Source organism: Micromonospora sonchi (assembly GCF_014646235.1).
Taxonomy (GTDB): Bacteria; Actinomycetota; Actinomycetes; order Mycobacteriales; family Micromonosporaceae; genus Micromonospora; species Micromonospora sonchi.
Genome location: NZ_BMNB01000034.1, coordinates 40237 through 55031, shown reverse-complemented (window position 1 = coordinate 55031; position 14795 = coordinate 40237). Strand labels below are relative to the sequence as shown.

Here is a 14795-nt window from a genome sequence, read left to right as displayed (position 1 = left end):
CAACCATGCGAGCGGAGGCCAGATGAGCGTCAGCCAGATCCAGACCCCACTTCGCCCTCAGGACAGGGCGGTCGCGTGGGCGAGGATGTGGAGGTTCCACTTCGTACCGTTGTCCCTGTCGGCCGGTCTGGTCGGCATGACGGCGCCGCGGGCCGGGGCCACCGCCGCGACCATCGCCATCGGCCTGCTGTTCTGCGTCTTCGGCTACGGCGTCGGCGTGGTCATCAACGACTGGTTCGACCGCAAGGCGGACGCGGTGAACGCCCCGGATCGACCCTTCGTTGCCGGGCTGATCAACCCCCATGTCGGGCTTGGGCTGACTCTGGCACTGTCCACCGCCCTCCTCGTGGTGGCCGTCATCGTCGCACCGGCAGTGGCGATATGGGGCGTCATCGCGATCGCAGGGCATCTGGTCTACACCTGGACCAAGGGCATTCCGATGCTCGGCAACATCGCCAACGGCGTGGACATGTCGCTGTTCACCGTGCTCGGGGCGGTAGCGGTCCGGCCCGACCGGGGATGGCTGGACATCCCGGCGGTGACGTGGTTCCAGACGGCGCTGGTCGCCGTCGTGCTCTGTGGCTTCTGCCTCGTCGGATACTTCAAGGACATCGAAGGCGACCGGGTCGCCGGCTACCGGACGCTGCCGGTGGCCCTGGGCGCTCGGTCGGCCAGCCGGGTCGCCGTGGTCTTTCCGGTGATAGCGCTGGTCGCCGCGGCGGCGGGTGCCGTGGCGGGCGTCGGCCCCGGAGGCATCTATCCGACGACTGCATTTGGGATATTGCTCAGCGTCTCGGCGCTGGCTTTCGCCCAGAGCCTGCTGACGCTGGTCCGGGCACCGGAGACCAGGGCATACGAGGCGCTGTTGTGGTTCACCAAGGCGACCACGCTGTTCGTCCTGTCGCTCGGCGCGCTGCACGAACCGACGTTCTTCCTCATCGGCACCATCCCCATGATGCTCTACCTGGAGTTCACGCTCCGCGCGACGCGGTCCTCCCGGCAGGCATGACATGACCTCCACCGCCTGGACCCGGCTGTGCCTGGATGCGGCCGAGGGCAGCATGATCACCGCTATCCGCGACGGCATGATGCGGTCTCCGCTCCAACTCAATGGCGCCTTCGAAGCGGACGCCGAACTGCTCGACCTCGGCACCGGTGGGCTTCTCGCGGTAACGGTCGACACGCTGAACGGCGGCGCCGAACTGGCCACCGCCTCGACGCCCTACGAGAAGGGATGGTTGACCACCACCGTCAGCGTGAGCGATCTCGCGGCCGTGGCTGCCGACCCCGTCGCGGTCCTGGTGTCGTGCTCGCTTCAGAAAGAGAAGTGGACTGCCGAAGCCGCCCGTGAATTCGGCCGCGGTGCATCCGACGCCGCTGCCGGGTACGGCTGTCACATCGTCGGCGGCGACACCAACTGGGCGAACGAGGAGAGCTTCACCTCGTGCGCCATCGGCACGCTCCGATCCGGTCGGTTCCTGACCCGGATCGGAGCACAGCCCGGCGACGCGCTGTACGTGACGGGCCGCATAGGAGCTGGTAACGCCGCTGGGTTTCGCAGCTCCGCACTGGGGCTGACCGACCAGGAGCCGTGGCTGCCCAAGGCGCGCGTGGTCGCGGGCGACACGCTGCGCGCGTACGCCCGGGCATGCATCGACACCAGCGACGGGCTGCTCAGCGCGGCGGTGAGCCTCGCCGAGATCAACGGTCTGGGGGTCGAGGTCACGCTGCGCAACGAGGTGTACGACCAGGCCGCAGCCGCGCTCGCCGACGCTTGTGAACTGCCCCGCTGGTTCATGGCTGCCGGCGAGTGGGGCGAGTTCGAGCTGCTGTACGCGGTCGACGCCGCCGACGCGGACGGCTGCGCACGGGCGCTGGCCGAACAGGGACTGACCGCAGTCCGTGTCGGGCAGCTGACCGCGGGCCAGGAGCTGGTGCTCTTCGACGAGTCCGACTCGCGGAGGGACCTGGGTGACCTGCTGCTGCGCATGCGGACGATCGACCCTACCGGGCCGTTGCTGGCCGACCTCCGTGCGCTGGTCACAGGAGGACGGTGATGCAGGATCGTGTCGCGCTGGTGACCGGGGTGACCGGCTGCGTCGGCCGGGCGGTCGCCGCCGCGCTGCTACGGGCCGGGTGGTCGGTGCGGGGCCTCGTGCGCGAGCCCTCTCCTGGAGGGGTCAAGTATGCGGAACACGTGGGCGACCTGACGAAGCCGGAATCCCTCCGAGGCGTAGCCGATGGCGTCCAACTCGTGGTGCACGCGGCTGCCGAACTGAGCGACTGGCGGCCCGGCCGCCGGATCTGGCAGGTGAACCGGGACGGCACGCAGGCTCTCCTGGACGAGGCGATGCGCTGTGGTGTTCACCGGTTCGTCTATCTGAGCACCGTGGACGTCTTCGGGTTCGACGCCCACGGCGTCACCGACGAGACGTCACCGAAGCTGGTTGCGCCCCATGCGTATTCGCGGTCCAAGCTTGCCGGAGAGAACCTCGCCTGGTCGTACGATGGCCGCGGGCTCGAAGTCACGGTCATCTACCCCGCCTGGATATTCGGGCCGGGTGACCGTCACTTCATTCCCGAGATCGTGCGTGGGCTCCGGGACGGCAAACTGGTTCACTTCGACCGCGGCGCGGCGCCGATCGAGTTGACCTACAGCGAAAACCTGGCCGACGCGATCGTGCTGGCCGGCACCACGCCCGACTGCGCGGGCGGCCGGTACATCGTGGGCGACTCGTACGGCTTGACCGTGGGACAACTCTTCGACCGGGTCGCCGAGCAGGTCGGCCTGCTGCCGCCGCACCGGTCCATTCCCTTCTCCGCTGCGGTGATGGTGGCGGCCCTGTCCGAACTCGCCGGGCTCGCCGGCATCGGCACCCGGTCCGGCCGGCCGATGCTCACCCGTTACGCGGTCCGGTCCGTCGCCGGGGGAATGCGCTACGACCTCGGCCGGATCAAGTCGATCGGCTACACGCCCCGGGTCGGCCTGGCGGAAGCCCTCAGCCGCACGATCAACTGGTTGGAGAGGGAAGAGGCCCATGGTCGCGGATGACGGCGAGCGGGTGGTCTGCATCGTCAACCCGACCTCGGGAGTCCAACGCCGGCGGATGATCGAGCAGCGACTTGCCGCGGAGTTGCCCGCTGCCGACTGCTGGCGTACCCGCTACCCCGGCCACGGGATCGAGCTTGGGCGCAGGGCCGTTCTGGACGGATATCGGACCGTGATCGCGGTCGGTGGGGACGGCACGCTCTCCGACGTCGCCAACGGGGTGCTGGAGGCCGGCGACGAGAAGGTTCGGCTGGGGTACGTGCCCGCCGGTACCTGCAACGACTTCGCCCGCGGCCGGGCTCCGGTCGCGAACCTCGGCTGCCTTCTCGACCGGACCCGCGATCGCGAGACGGACGTCGGGGCGGTGACGTTCAGCCGGGCCGACGGCACCTCCGCCCACCGCTTCTTCCTGGCCAGCTGCACGGCCGGGTTGGTCAGCGTGATCGGGCGGGCGTTCACCGAGAAGACGCCGGTCAACCGGGTGCTCAAACGGCTCAACCTCCAGTTCGCCGAAGCCGCGTCCAGTGCGCGGGTGTTGGCGGGTTGGAAGCCGGTCGAGGTGCGGCTCGACATGGACGGGGAGCGGTCGCGTCAGGCCGTCACCAACATCGCGGTGCTCAAGGTCCCTTACATCGCCGGTGGTCTGACCTTCGGTTCCGCGGAGCCTCCGGAAGCTGGCCATCTGGATGTCGTGCAGGCGCTCGGCGTCGGACGAATCGGCGTGATCGGGCTGATGTGGCAGGTGTTCCGGGGAAACGCGGGGGGACATCCCGCGATCCGTCGTCGTCAGGTGCGCACCTTACGAATCGACGCGGACACGCCACTGCCGCTTGAGGTGGACGGCGAGATCGTCGGATACACGCCGGCCGCATTTTCGGTGCATCCGTCGCGTCTGTTGACGGTGGTATGAGGATTTCGAAGAAGCAAGACCCGGCGGGAGGCCTGTCGTGCCACACATTGGTCTGATCTGCCCCGACTACACCGGCCACCTCAGCCCGATGGCCACGCTCGGCCGGGAGTTGCTTCGGCGCGGCCATCAGGTGACCCTTATCGCCCTGCCGGACGCCGGAACGCGGCCGTACGTCGCCGGGTTCGAGTTCGCGCCGATCGGTGAGCGCGAGTTTCCGCTCGGCTCGTTGGCCCGCTTCTCCGAAGAACAGGGAAAGCTGAGCGGGCTCGCGGCCATTCGATTCATCGTCCGCGCCTACGTGCGCGAGGTCGAGGTCCTGCTGCGCGACCTGCCGCCACTGCTGGAAAGACACCGGATGGACGGTCTGCTGGTGGATCAGGTCTACGGCGCGGCCAACAGCGTCGCCGAACGGTTCGACATCCCGTACGTGACCGTCTGCGGCGCGTTGGCACTGAATTCCGAGCCGGCCGTGCCGCCCTTCATGACGGCCTGGCCCTACCGCGCCTCTCTCCCCGCCCGAATGCGCAACGTGCTTGGCCACCGGGTGATCGACCGCGTGATCCGACCCGTGGTGAGCCTGGTGAACGAGCGGCGCGCCGAGTGGGGGATGAAGCCCGTCCGTGGGCTGAACGACGGCTCGAGTCTCGCCCAGATCGCGCAGCAGCCACGCTTCTTCGACTTCCCGCGTGAGAGACTGCCCGACTGTTTCCACTACACCGGCCCCTTCCACGACGAAGGCAGCAGCGAGCCCGTCGATTTTCCCTGGGAGCAGCTGGACGGCCGGCCACTGGTCTACGCCTCGATGGGCACCCTGCAGAACCGTCTACCGCAGATCTTCGACACCATCGCGGCGGCCTGCGTCGGGCTCGACGCGCAACTGGTCATCTCTCTCGGCAGCCGGGAGATGGAACCTCCGGCCGATCTGCCGGGCACGCCGATCGTCGTCCCGTACGCGCCGCAACTGGACCTGCTCGAGCGGGCGTCTCTCGTCATCACACACGCCGGGCTGAACACAGCCCTGGAATCGTTGGCCAAAGGCGTGCCGATGGTCGCGCTGCCGGTGGCGAACGACCAGCCCGGGGTGGCCGCGCGGCTCAAGTACCTCGGTGTGGGGGAGTTCCTCCCGGTGCACCGGGCGAAGCCGTCAGTGCTGCGGGCAACGATCGACAAGGTCTACCACGAGCCGGCCTACCGGGCGAACGCCCGAGAATGCCAACGTCGCATCGCGGAATTGGACGGCCTCCGCCGTGCCGCCGATGTCGCCGAGGAGGCGCTGCGGACACGGCGGCCGGTCCACAGAGATGAGACTCCCGCCAACCTCGAGGGTGGCCGCCGATGACGCAGAAGCTGACGAACGTGCCCGACCGCCTACCGACGTTGACCGGGATGCGGATGATCGCCGCGATCATCGTGTTTCTCTCCCACGCGACGCTGATGGGCTTCTTCGCCGATGAGCGGCTCGAAGACTGGTTTTTCCTGATCTTCAGCCGCACCGGATCCGCGGCGTTGAACTTCTTCTTCATCCTCAGTGGATTCGTCCTGGCCTGGTCCGTCCAGGATGGCGACACGAAACGGGCGTTCTGGCGTCGCCGAGCGGCCAAGATCATGCCGAACAACCTGGTCGTCTGCGCCGTCATCGTCATCCTCCTGATCTTGACCGGTCAGGGCGTGCAGCTGTGGCCGACGCTGGCGAACTTCGCGCTGGTCCAAAGCTGGTTCCCGGACATGACCATCCTCAACGGGATCAACACCCCGAGCTGGTCGCTCAGCGCCGAGGTGCTCTTCTACTTCGCCTTTCCATGGTTGTTCGCTGCCGTCCGGAGGATCCCCGGCCGGTGGCTCTGGCCAACCGCAGGTGGCCTCGTCGCGGCGATGCTGACCATTCCCTTCCTCGCCATGGCATTCCTCCCCACGGAGCCGGTCTACAACTACGCGAACGCGTCGTTCCCCCAGTTCTGGCTGGTGTACTTCCTGCCGCTGAGCCGGATGCTGGACTTCGTGGTGGGGATCGTCCTGGCCCGGCTCGTCCGGGAAGACCGGATCCGGGTGAGCCTGCGTACCGCCACACTGCTCACGCTGGTCTTCTACGGCATCTCCGAGGTGGTGCCGCTGCTCTTCTCGGTGGTCGTGGCGATGGTGATCCCCGCCGCGTTGCTGGTGGCCGCCGGGGCGCAGGCCGACATCACCGGGCAGCGCTCACCGCTGCGCGGACGTACCGCCGTCTGGTTCGGGGACGTGTCGTTCGCGTTCTACCTGATCCACATCATCGTGCTCTGGTTCGCCAGCCAGCTGGCCGGCGAGGGCTGGGGCGTCATGGGCGCGACCGTCGCCCTGGTCGTGGCCTACCTGGTGACGCTGGGGTTCGCGGCGCTGCTCTACACCGGCGTGGAGCGGCCGCTGACGCGTAGGTTCAGCAGATCCCGCCGGATCACCGCTGGTGCGCCCCAGGCTCTGCCGCCGCAGCCCGCTCCCCCCGACCTGGTACGACAACCGCCAATTGCCAGCTGATCGGCAGGGCGTACCCTCGGCAGGATCGGTTCGGCCGGCACCACGGCAGGATCGGCACCGCTACAGGGGAGGTGCGGCATGCCGGAACCGGTCCGGATCGCCGTTCTGGCCGGAGCCACCGGGGCCACCGGGCTGGTGGCGGGGCTGTTCTTCGCGTACGCCTGCTCGGTGATGCCGGGTCTGGCCGCGACCGACGATCGCACGCTGATCGGCACCATGCAGTCGATCAACCGGAAGATCATCAACGGTTGGTTCCTGACGGCGTTCCTGGGTGGGCCGCTGCTGGTCGCGGTGGCCGTGGCCGGGTACGTCGGCGACGGCGGCGCGGTGCTTGGCTGGCTCGTCGCCGCGCTGTTCTGCCACCTGGTCACGCTCGGTGTCACCGGCCGGTGCAACGTGCCGCTCAACAACCGGTTGGAGGCCGCCGGGCCGGTCGAGCGGATCACCGACCTGACGGCGGTCCGGCAGTGGTTCGAGGCCACCTGGGTGCGCTGGAACCTGGTGCGGACGGTCAGCTCGGTCGCCGCGTTCGGGTGCCTGATCGGCGCGCTGCTCGCCCGCTGAATGCCGGTGTGGCGGGCCGTGGGCGGGGAACGTCCGGGCATGAGGACGAGCAGCACTGCCGCGGTGGCCGCGTCCAGCGAGCAGACCGGGCCCGACGGCGTACGGGAGCCGGCCGGTGAGGCGCACGCCTGGCACCCGGGGCAGAACCAGACGGTCTGTGGGCTGCCGCTGAGCCGTACCCGGCTGCGCCGCTTCCCGCACGTGCCGCTCGACTACACCGCGACCGAACAGCTCACCGCGGCGGACCCGGCCGGCTGGATCTGTCCGCGCTGTGTGGCCGCCACGACCGGTCGGCGGGACATGAAGCGTCCCTGGGTTCGCCATTCACCCCGTCCCTGAAGCGCGGCACCGCCTCGACCGGCCCCGGCCCCCGTGAGCGGACCGCGGGACGGTGTGGGCGGTCATGCTTGGGAAGCGGCTGACCGGGTACGGACCGGGCATGCGGATCGTGGTGGTGGGGGCGAGCGGGAACGTCGGTACCGCGCTGCTGCGCCGGCTGCGGCGGGAGCGCGACGTCCAGGTCGTCGGCGTGGCGCGGCGACTGCCGCACGCGGGAGCCGGTGAGCCGTACGACGGGGTGCGCTGGCACTCCTGCGACATCGGGTCGCCGGGTGCGGCGGACGAGCTGACCGGGCTCTTCTCCGGTGCCGACGCGGTGGTGCACCTGGCCTGGCAGATCCAGCCCAGCCACGACCGGCGACAGTTGCGCCGGACCAACGTGGGAGGCAGCCGGGCGGTCGTCGACGCGGTGCTGCGCGCCGGGGTGCCGGCCCTGGTGTACGCCTCCTCGGTCGGCACGTACGCGCCCGGCCCGAAGGACCGGCCGATCAGCGAGCGTTGGCCGGCGACCGGGGTGGCCGGGTCGTCGTACAGCCGGGACAAGGCGGCGGTGGAGGAGATGCTCGACGGGATCGAGCGGACCCATCCGGCGCTGCGGGTGGTGCGGCTGCGGCCGGGGCTGATCTTTCAGCGGGAGGCCGGCACCGAGATCAGCCGCTACTTCCTCGGGCCGCTCGTGCCGGTGCGGCTGCTGCGGTTCGGCCGGCTGCCGCTGGTACCCGCCCACCGGCGGCTGCGGATGCAGGCGGTGCACGCCGACGACGTGGCCGACGCGTACGCCCGGGCGGTTCTGGGTGACGTGCGCGGTGCCTTCAACGTCGCCGCGGACCCGGTGCTGACCCCGGAGCTGGTGGCCCGGCACTTCCATGGCTGGACGGTGCCGGTGGCCGCCCCGGTGCTGCGCGGGGCCGCAGCGCTGACCTGGCGGGCCCGGTTGCAGCCGGTCGACGCCGGCTGGGTGGAGCTGGCGCTGAACGCGCCGCTGATGTCCAGCGAGCGGGCCGAGACCGAGCTGGGCTGGCACCCCCGCGTCGACGCGGTCGCCGCCCTGAAGGAACTCTTCGCCGGCATGGCCGACCGCGCCGGCACCCTGAGCCCACCCCTCTCCGCGACCCCCACCCTGCCCGGCCGCCCCGCCGCCCTGCTCAAGGCCCGCCCGGCCGGCCAGGGCAACCCCTACTGACCGGCCTCGTGCTGGCCGTCAGCGGAGGGTGGAGTCGGTGGTGACGGGCTGGCCGGCGCCGAGGAAGAAGATGCCGGGGTAGCCCTTGGTCTCGAAGCCGTGGCTGGGGTTACGCCGCAGGGTGGAACCCTCGATGCGCAGGGTGCCGGTGCGGTTGTTGCTGACGAAGAAGATGGCTCCGCCACCCTCCTTCGCGTCGTTGTCCTCGATGATCGTGCCAGCGGCACGTACCGAGAACTCGTTGCCGTCGCAGTAGATCGCGCCGCCGCTGCCGCCACCCGGGGTGCCGGACCTGGCCGGGTTGGCGCCGTTGCCGACGGCCGCGTTGCCCCGGAACGTGCTGTTGAGCACCTCCCAGGAGACGCCGATGCTGCTCAGCGCGCCGCCGTTGGCGCAGGAGCCGCCGGTGAAGGTGCTGTTCACCACGTACACCGGCTGCTTGTCGTGCTGGTCGAGCACCCGGATGGCCGCACCACCCAGGTCCGGGCCGGTGCGATCGCAGCGGTTGTCGACGAAGTGCGAGTCGACCACCTTGAACCGGCCGCCCCGGACGAAGATCGCACCACCGCCGCCGCCGTCGGTCCGCTGGCCGGTGGCGTCACCGTCGGCGAAGACCAGGTTCTGCACCGTCAGCTGGGGGTGATCCTGGTTGTTGCAGTGCGAAGTGGTCCAGCCCTGTAGCGCGTCGCAGGTGTTCATGTAGAGGATGCGCCGTCGGCCCTGCCCGCTGAGGGTGACCTTGCCGCCGCCGTCGAGCACCACCTGCGGGCCGTTGGCGTTGCGTACCTTGGCGGTCGCCGTCATCTTGATCGTCACCGGGTCGGGGCCGCAGTCGAAGGTGATGATCCCGCCGGCCGCCACCGCCCGGACCACCGCCGCCGAGGTGCAGCTTGCCGGGGTGCCGCTGCCCACGGTGCGGGTCGGCTTCGAGGTGTCGACGGCCCGCGCCGCAGCCGGTACGGCGACTCGGCCGGCCGGGTTTCCGCTCCGTACGCCCGCTGACCTGGCGGGTCGTGGCGAGCTGGCGCCGCTCGGCGCACCGCCCGGACCGGTACGGGCCGACGGGGTGGCCTGCCCGCTCGGCGACGGCGCGCCCTCCGACGGCTCGGTCTGTGGCTGCTCGCCCTCGTCGACCGGCGCGTCGGCGCCGCCGACGCCCGGCTGCTGGACGCTTCGTGGGTCGGCTCGGGGCACGGACGGGCCGCCGCAGCCGGACAGGACGGTGATGGCGGCAACCAGGGCGATGACGGGTCTCAGACGCACCCCGTGATGCTAGAAGCAGTTGCCCTCCGGAGCGAGCACCATCGCTGCTCAGACGAGCGGTGCGTGGTGCAGATGCCGGCGGCGGCGCAGTCGGACGCCGAACACCCCCGCCACCGTCACGATCAGCAGCGCGGTGACCACCGCCGCGTGCAGGACGCCCCGGCTCAGGTAACCACCGTCGGTGTGGTCCACCGCCCAGGTGGCGATCTCCCGGCTGGACCAGAACGGCGTCAGCTTCGCCCCGGAACTGGCCGGGTCGAGCAGCATCTGCATGGCCACCACGGTGAGCAGCAGCAGGGTGCCCTCCATCTCGCGGGGGAGCAGCGCGCCGATCACCATGCCGAACGGTGCCGCCACGAGCACGCAGCAGAGCATCGCCACGGCGATCCCGCCGTACCGCAGGTTGGTCGTGTCGACCACGGTGAGTAGGAAGAACGGCACGGAGACGGCCAGCCCGAGCACCCACAGGCCGAGCATCCGGCCGAGGTAGAGGTGATGCGGGCGATAACCGGCGAGCCGGAGCCGGGGTTCCAACTCGCGGGCGGCGCTGGTGGCGAAGAGCGCGGCGGTGCTGACCGCCCAGCTGATGCCGAGCAGCAGCGCGCGTACCGACTGCCCGACGTGCGAGTCCCGCCGGATCAGCCAGAAGGTCAACGGCATCAACAACAGAAGCAGGAGTACGCCCCGACGACGCGCCAGTTCCCGCAGCGTCATCTCGGCCACGGTGACCAGCCGGTTCATGAACGGCCTCCCTGGTGGGCCGGGGTCAGGTCGAGCACGACGTCGACCCGGTCGAGTTGATTGAGCAGATGGGTCACCACCACGATGGCCTTCCCCTCGTCGCGCAGCCGGACCAACTGGTCCCAGAGGTTGACGTAGCTGCCCTGGTCGAAGCCCTGATAGGGCTCGTCGAGGAGCAGCACGTCCGGCTCGGCAAGGGTGGACATGGTCAGGTTCAGCTTCTGCCGGGTGCCGCCGGAGAGGTGTCGGGCGAGCACGTCCCGCTCGGCCTCCCAACCGAGTTGCCGCGCTGCCGCCCGGCCGGCGCGTCGAGCCGGGTCCCGAGCCATCCGCTGCCCGGCGCCGACCAGCACGAAATGCTCGTCGGGCAGCAGGAAGTCGACGGTGCCGCCCTGCTGCGGGCAGTAACCGAGCCGGCCGGAGACGGTCACCTCACCGGCGTCGGGTGAGATCAGCCCGGCACAGATCCGCAGGAACGTGCTCTTGCCGCAGCCGTTGGCGCCGACCACGGCGGCGATCTGCCCGGCCCGTACGGTGAGCGTCGCGTCCCGCAGCACCGTGCGTCGGCCGTACCGCTTGGTGATGCCCCGGGCGTGCAGCCGGACCGGGCCGGGTCGCGGGCCGGGCGCGGTGCCGATGGTCTCCACGATCGCGGCGGCGTACGCCTGCGGCGCGCCGAAGACCAGCCACGGGTCGCCCCCACCCTCGCGCAGGTGTGTGGCGGCCTCGGCGACCACGTGCCGGGCGGCGTCGACCGCCACCCGGCGCTGGTGCAACTCGGCCGCGAACACCCGCAGCCACTCGTCGGCGTTCACCCGTCGACCCCTTTCGTGACGATGCCGGTCACCGGCGCCACGAACGCCAGCCAGGCGTTGCCGCCGTGCCGTAGTGCCGCCCGCCCGTCGTCGGTGAGCTGGTAGTACTTGCGGGCCGGGCCCGACGCGCCCGCCCGCCACTGCGCGGTGACCAGGCCGGTGCGTTGCAGCCGGAGCAGCACCGGATAGAGCGTGCCGCCCTGGATCGGCCCGACACCCGCGGCATCGAGCGACTGGGCGAGTTCGTAGCCGTAGGACTCGCCGTCGCGCAGCAGGGCGAGCACGCAGAGGTCGAGCACTCCACGCAGCCACTGCCCGCGACGGTCGGAATCCATTCGCCGAACCCTAGCGGTGCTATCTAGATGGCACAACTACCTAGCGGATCCGGGCCCCGGCGCGACCCGCTCAGCCGGGCACGACGTCGGAGACCACGACGGTGACGTTGTCCGGCGCGCCGGCCTGGTGGGCCAACTTCACCAACTGCTCGCCGCACTGCTGACGGTCGGCGTGCAGGCTCAGCGTGGCGGCGATCGTCTCGTCCGGCACGTAGTCGGAGAGCCCGTCGCTGCACAGCAGCAACCGATCTCCGGCGGCCACCGTCAGCATCCCCATCGTCGGTGGCGCGTCCGCACCCTGCACCGCCCGCGTCACCAACGAGCGCTGCGGATGGTGCCGGGCCTGATCCCGGGTCAGCGCCCCCTGGTCGATGAGGGCCTGCACGAAGGTGTCGTCCCGGGTCAGTTGGCGCAGCCGGCCCTCCCGGAGCAGATAGCAGCGGGAGTCACCGACCTGGGCGAGGACCAGCGTGTCACCGGCGAGCAGGGCGGCGGTCAGCGTCGTACCCATGCCGTCGCGGGCCGGGTCGGCCACTATCGCGCCGTGGATGCGCTGGTTGGCCGTGCTCACCACCGCGCGCAGCGCGTCGACGGCGGCGTCCGGGTCCGTCGGCGGGATCAGCTCGTCGAGGATCCGGATGACGATCTCGCTGGCCACCTCTCCGGCGGGCAACCCGCCCATTCCGTCGGCCACCGCGACGAGGCGCTCGCCGGCGAGCGCCGAGTCCTCGTTGTTGGTGCGGACCAGGCCGATGTCGTTGAGGATGGCCGAGCGGAGGATCAGCGTCATGAGACAAGCTTGCCAAGAACACCCTCGCCGCGTCTCTACGCACTACTACCTAGGGTGGGGGAATGTTGCCGGTGTCCATGGTCGGGCGCGCCGGTGAGCTGGCCGAGCTGGACCGGACGTGGTCCACCGTGGTCGGTGATCGCCGCCGGTCGCCGGCTGTCGCCGTGGTCACCGGGGGCGCCGGCGTGGGCAAGAGTCTGCTGGTCGCCGCCGCGCTGGACGGCTTCACCCCACGCCCGGAGGTGATACTCAGCGGCACCGCCCGACTACACAGCCCCGCGCCGCCCTCTCGTCTTCGGCGGGCGTCGGGTGGGCCGAGTTGACCGGTCGGGAGGTCGAGGTGCTCGACTGTCTGGTCGCCGGGATGTCCAACAAGCAGGTGGCCCGGGCCCTCGGCATCTCGGTGCGTACGGTCACCGTGCACGTGTCCAACCTGCTGCGCAAGGCCCGCTCGGCCTCGCGTACCGAGGTGGCGCTCTGGGCGGTCCGGCAGCGCCGTACGGCACCCACCCCCGCCGACCACTGACCCGCGCCGGCCGGCGTCAGGCGGCTACGCCGAGCGGCGGACCGGCACCCAGTCCGTGAAGCGTTTGTGCAGACTAGCCGGCGGCGTGGCCGAGCCCAGCTCGGCGAGTTGCTCGGCGGCCTCCTCGCGCAACGTCACCAGATAGACCAGCAGTCCCGGCATCACGAACAGCTCACGGCGGGCGATGGCGTCGCCCCGCGCGTCGAGCACGTAACAGTCAACCCACGTCCATCCGTGGTACGTGCGCCGCTCCGTACGCTCGCGAATCACGCGGACAGTGATCGGTTGGCGGAACTGGACCGACGCCTTCCGGGTCAGCAGATACACGCCAGGCGTGACCCGAGGCGTGCCGTCGTCGCGCGGACCGTAGATCCGTCCCGGCGTCTGGGGGTGCCATCGGGTATTGGGGGCTGCGTTCCACGGGTCTCTGCTCAGGCACGTGCCGACCTCCGTTACGCGGGACTTGGAGGCGTCCTCGGGGGCCCGAATGCCTTTCCCCGGTCGCCGTGCTTTAGCGTCGCCTCTTCCCGGTCGCGCGTCAAGTACCCATGACGGGTTGTCGTGCGTCAGGCTTGACGCGCGACTGGTACCCGCGTGCCTAACGTCAGACCGTGGCGAAGCTCCGACTGATGGGCACGCATGAGATTCGTGTGCGGCTCGGTGGCATCAGCCGGCAGCGTGTCTACGAATTGACCATGCGCCGGTCATTCCCCGAGCCGGCCGCCGAACTCGAACAGGGCCGTGTGTGGCTGGCTGAAGACGTCGAGCGGTGGATTGCCGAGCATCGGAGCGAACTCGCGGACAGCGAGAGCGGCGACTAGCCGACGCCCGCTGGCGCACCACCTTAAGCCCGGCGTGGCTTCGTCGCTCAGGCCGCCGACCGAGCCTGGTGAGGGCTAACCTGCGCGCATGCCAACGCACCTGTACGGGCGCGGTGAGATCGCCCGACGCCTGGGCGTCAGCAGGCAGCGTGCGGGCGAGATCATCGACCGGGCGGACTTCCCGGAGCCATACGACGTGCTGGGCATGGGTGCCGTCTGGCGGATCGCGGACGTTGAGGAATGGATCAGGCGGAACCGTCCTCACCTCGCCGAGGAGTCGGAGGCGTAACCGGCCTGGCGGCTCTTCCTGCCTGGCGCTGTTAATAAGGGACCCTTTACCTACACCAGGCGTTAAGAGGGGGCCCTTCCTTGCATTCCCTCCTTACCTCCGGGGGTAGCGGAGGAGGAGGCTGGCGGCGACCTCTTCGTCGCCGACGACGGTGTAGATGTGCGGCACGTCGGAGGCCCAGCGCAGGTGTCCGCCCGCGGCGGCGGTCAGCGGCGCGTCGGCCGGCCCGGCGCGCAGCACCCCGGCGAAGACCGTCACGTGCTCGGTGACGCCGGGCTGGTGCGCGGGGGAGAGTTGGCCGGGGCCGGGGGCGACCCGTATCCGGTACAGCTCGTAGGTGGCGTCCGCGTCGTCGAACACCTCCAGCAGGGTGGCGCTGACCGCCGCACCACGCACGATCGGCTCGGCCGCCGGCCCGGAGAGCACGGCGGCCAGCGGTACGCCGAGCTGCGCGGTGACCGCGTACAGGGTCTCCAGGGTGGGGTTGCGGGTGCCGTTCTCCAGGCCGGAGAGGGTCGCCTTGCCGATCCGGGCCCGCCTGGCCAGCGCGGACAACGAGACTCCCCGCGCCTCACGCAGGGCGCGGACCCGTCGACCGACCGCCGTGGGGTCCGGTTCTGGTGGTGACTGCGGCACCCCGCTATGGTGCTACACGCTGGTGT

At 70.4% G+C, this 14795-nt stretch carries 20 protein-coding genes; 13 read left to right on the top strand and 7 right to left on the bottom strand.

The window, feature by feature from the left end:
* Positions 1-22: 22 nt before the first annotated feature.
* The 9 genes from IEY61_RS26390 (at position 23) to IEY61_RS26350 (ending at position 8553) form a co-directional block, all read left to right on the top strand.
* A complete protein-coding gene (locus IEY61_RS26390; protein ID WP_189049061.1) occupies positions 23-1009 on the top strand; it encodes a UbiA prenyltransferase family protein in 987 nt (328 codons plus the stop codon).
* A 1-nt stretch (position 1010) separates the two neighbouring features.
* Positions 1011-2057 carry a thiamine-phosphate kinase gene (locus IEY61_RS26385; RefSeq protein ID WP_189049059.1) on the top strand — a complete coding sequence of 349 codons (1047 nt, stop codon included), beginning with the start codon at positions 1011-1013 and terminating at the stop codon, positions 2055-2057.
* Positions 2057-3052: an NAD-dependent epimerase/dehydratase family protein gene (locus tag IEY61_RS26380; protein ID WP_189049057.1), complete on the top strand. Its 996-nt coding sequence runs from the start codon at positions 2057-2059 to the stop codon at positions 3050-3052. The genes IEY61_RS26385 and IEY61_RS26380 overlap by 1 nt, the downstream gene beginning before the upstream one ends.
* Positions 3039-3959 (top strand): diacylglycerol/lipid kinase family protein, encoded by a 921-nt coding sequence (locus tag IEY61_RS26375; protein ID WP_189049055.1) that lies wholly within the window; start codon positions 3039-3041, stop codon positions 3957-3959. The genes IEY61_RS26380 and IEY61_RS26375 overlap by 14 nt, the downstream gene beginning before the upstream one ends.
* A 37-nt stretch (positions 3960-3996) precedes the next feature.
* Positions 3997-5298, top strand: a complete 1302-nt coding sequence (locus IEY61_RS26370) for a glycosyltransferase (protein WP_189049053.1) — start codon at positions 3997-3999, stop codon at positions 5296-5298.
* Positions 5295-6467: an acyltransferase family protein gene (locus tag IEY61_RS26365; protein WP_189049051.1), complete on the top strand. Its 1173-nt coding sequence runs from the start codon at positions 5295-5297 to the stop codon at positions 6465-6467. Before IEY61_RS26370 ends, IEY61_RS26365 begins: the two co-directional genes overlap by 4 nt.
* Before the next feature lie 78 nt (positions 6468-6545).
* Positions 6546-7031, top strand: a complete 486-nt coding sequence (locus IEY61_RS26360; RefSeq protein ID WP_189049049.1) for an anthrone oxygenase family protein — start codon at positions 6546-6548, stop codon at positions 7029-7031.
* A gap of 39 nt (positions 7032-7070) precedes the next feature.
* Entirely contained in the window at positions 7071-7370 is a 300-nt protein-coding gene (locus tag IEY61_RS26355) for a hypothetical protein (protein WP_189049047.1), read from the top strand.
* Between the two features lie 100 nt (positions 7371-7470).
* Positions 7471-8553 carry an NAD-dependent epimerase/dehydratase family protein gene (locus IEY61_RS26350; RefSeq protein WP_189049089.1) on the top strand — a complete coding sequence of 361 codons (1083 nt, stop codon included), beginning with the start codon at positions 7471-7473 and terminating at the stop codon, positions 8551-8553.
* A gap of 18 nt (positions 8554-8571) precedes the next feature.
* Here IEY61_RS26350 and IEY61_RS26345 read toward each other — a convergent pair whose 3' ends face one another.
* From IEY61_RS26345 to IEY61_RS26325, 5 genes are all read right to left on the bottom strand, one after another.
* Positions 8572-9816 (bottom strand): hypothetical protein, encoded by a 1245-nt coding sequence (locus tag IEY61_RS26345; RefSeq protein WP_229706452.1) that lies wholly within the window; start codon positions 9814-9816, stop codon positions 8572-8574.
* 48 nt (positions 9817-9864) lie between these two features.
* Complete coding sequence (locus tag IEY61_RS26340; protein ID WP_189049045.1) at positions 9865-10557, bottom strand: ABC transporter permease; 693 nt, start codon at positions 10555-10557, stop codon at positions 9865-9867.
* Complete coding sequence (locus IEY61_RS26335) at positions 10554-11372, bottom strand: ATP-binding cassette domain-containing protein (RefSeq protein WP_189049043.1); 819 nt, start codon at positions 11370-11372, stop codon at positions 10554-10556. The genes IEY61_RS26340 and IEY61_RS26335 overlap by 4 nt, the downstream gene beginning before the upstream one ends.
* On the bottom strand, positions 11369-11707 hold the full coding sequence (locus tag IEY61_RS26330; protein WP_189049041.1) for a PadR family transcriptional regulator: 339 nt from the start codon (positions 11705-11707) through the stop codon (positions 11369-11371). Before IEY61_RS26330 ends, IEY61_RS26335 begins: the two co-directional genes overlap by 4 nt.
* 70 nt (positions 11708-11777) lie before the next feature.
* On the bottom strand, positions 11778-12497 hold the full coding sequence (locus IEY61_RS26325) for a PP2C family protein-serine/threonine phosphatase (protein ID WP_189049039.1): 720 nt from the start codon (positions 12495-12497) through the stop codon (positions 11778-11780).
* Between the two features lie 62 nt (positions 12498-12559).
* Between IEY61_RS26325 and IEY61_RS31540 the strand changes: the two genes are divergently transcribed.
* Positions 12560-12820 carry an ATP-binding protein gene (locus IEY61_RS31540; RefSeq protein WP_229706451.1) on the top strand — a complete coding sequence of 87 codons (261 nt, stop codon included), beginning with the start codon at positions 12560-12562 and terminating at the stop codon, positions 12818-12820.
* Complete coding sequence (locus IEY61_RS31535) at positions 12817-13023, top strand: response regulator transcription factor (RefSeq protein WP_229706450.1); 207 nt, start codon at positions 12817-12819, stop codon at positions 13021-13023. Before IEY61_RS31540 ends, IEY61_RS31535 begins: the two co-directional genes overlap by 4 nt.
* Positions 13024-13047: 24 nt before the next feature.
* On the opposite strand, the gene IEY61_RS26315 is transcribed toward IEY61_RS31535, so the two are convergent.
* Positions 13048-13233 carry a hypothetical protein gene (locus IEY61_RS26315; protein WP_189049037.1) on the bottom strand — a complete coding sequence of 62 codons (186 nt, stop codon included), beginning with the start codon at positions 13231-13233 and terminating at the stop codon, positions 13048-13050.
* Between the two features lie 419 nt (positions 13234-13652).
* Here IEY61_RS26315 and IEY61_RS26310 point away from each other — a divergent pair, with 419 nt between their 5' ends.
* Positions 13653-13844: a DNA-binding protein gene (locus IEY61_RS26310; protein ID WP_189049085.1), complete on the top strand. Its 192-nt coding sequence runs from the start codon at positions 13653-13655 to the stop codon at positions 13842-13844.
* A gap of 88 nt (positions 13845-13932) precedes the next feature.
* On the top strand, positions 13933-14133 hold the full coding sequence (locus IEY61_RS26305; RefSeq protein ID WP_189049035.1) for a helix-turn-helix transcriptional regulator: 201 nt from the start codon (positions 13933-13935) through the stop codon (positions 14131-14133).
* A gap of 93 nt (positions 14134-14226) precedes the next feature.
* On the opposite strand, the gene IEY61_RS26300 is transcribed toward IEY61_RS26305, so the two are convergent.
* Positions 14227-14769 carry a helix-turn-helix domain-containing protein gene (locus IEY61_RS26300; protein ID WP_189049033.1) on the bottom strand — a complete coding sequence of 181 codons (543 nt, stop codon included), beginning with the start codon at positions 14767-14769 and terminating at the stop codon, positions 14227-14229.
* Positions 14770-14795: the final 26 nt, after the last annotated feature.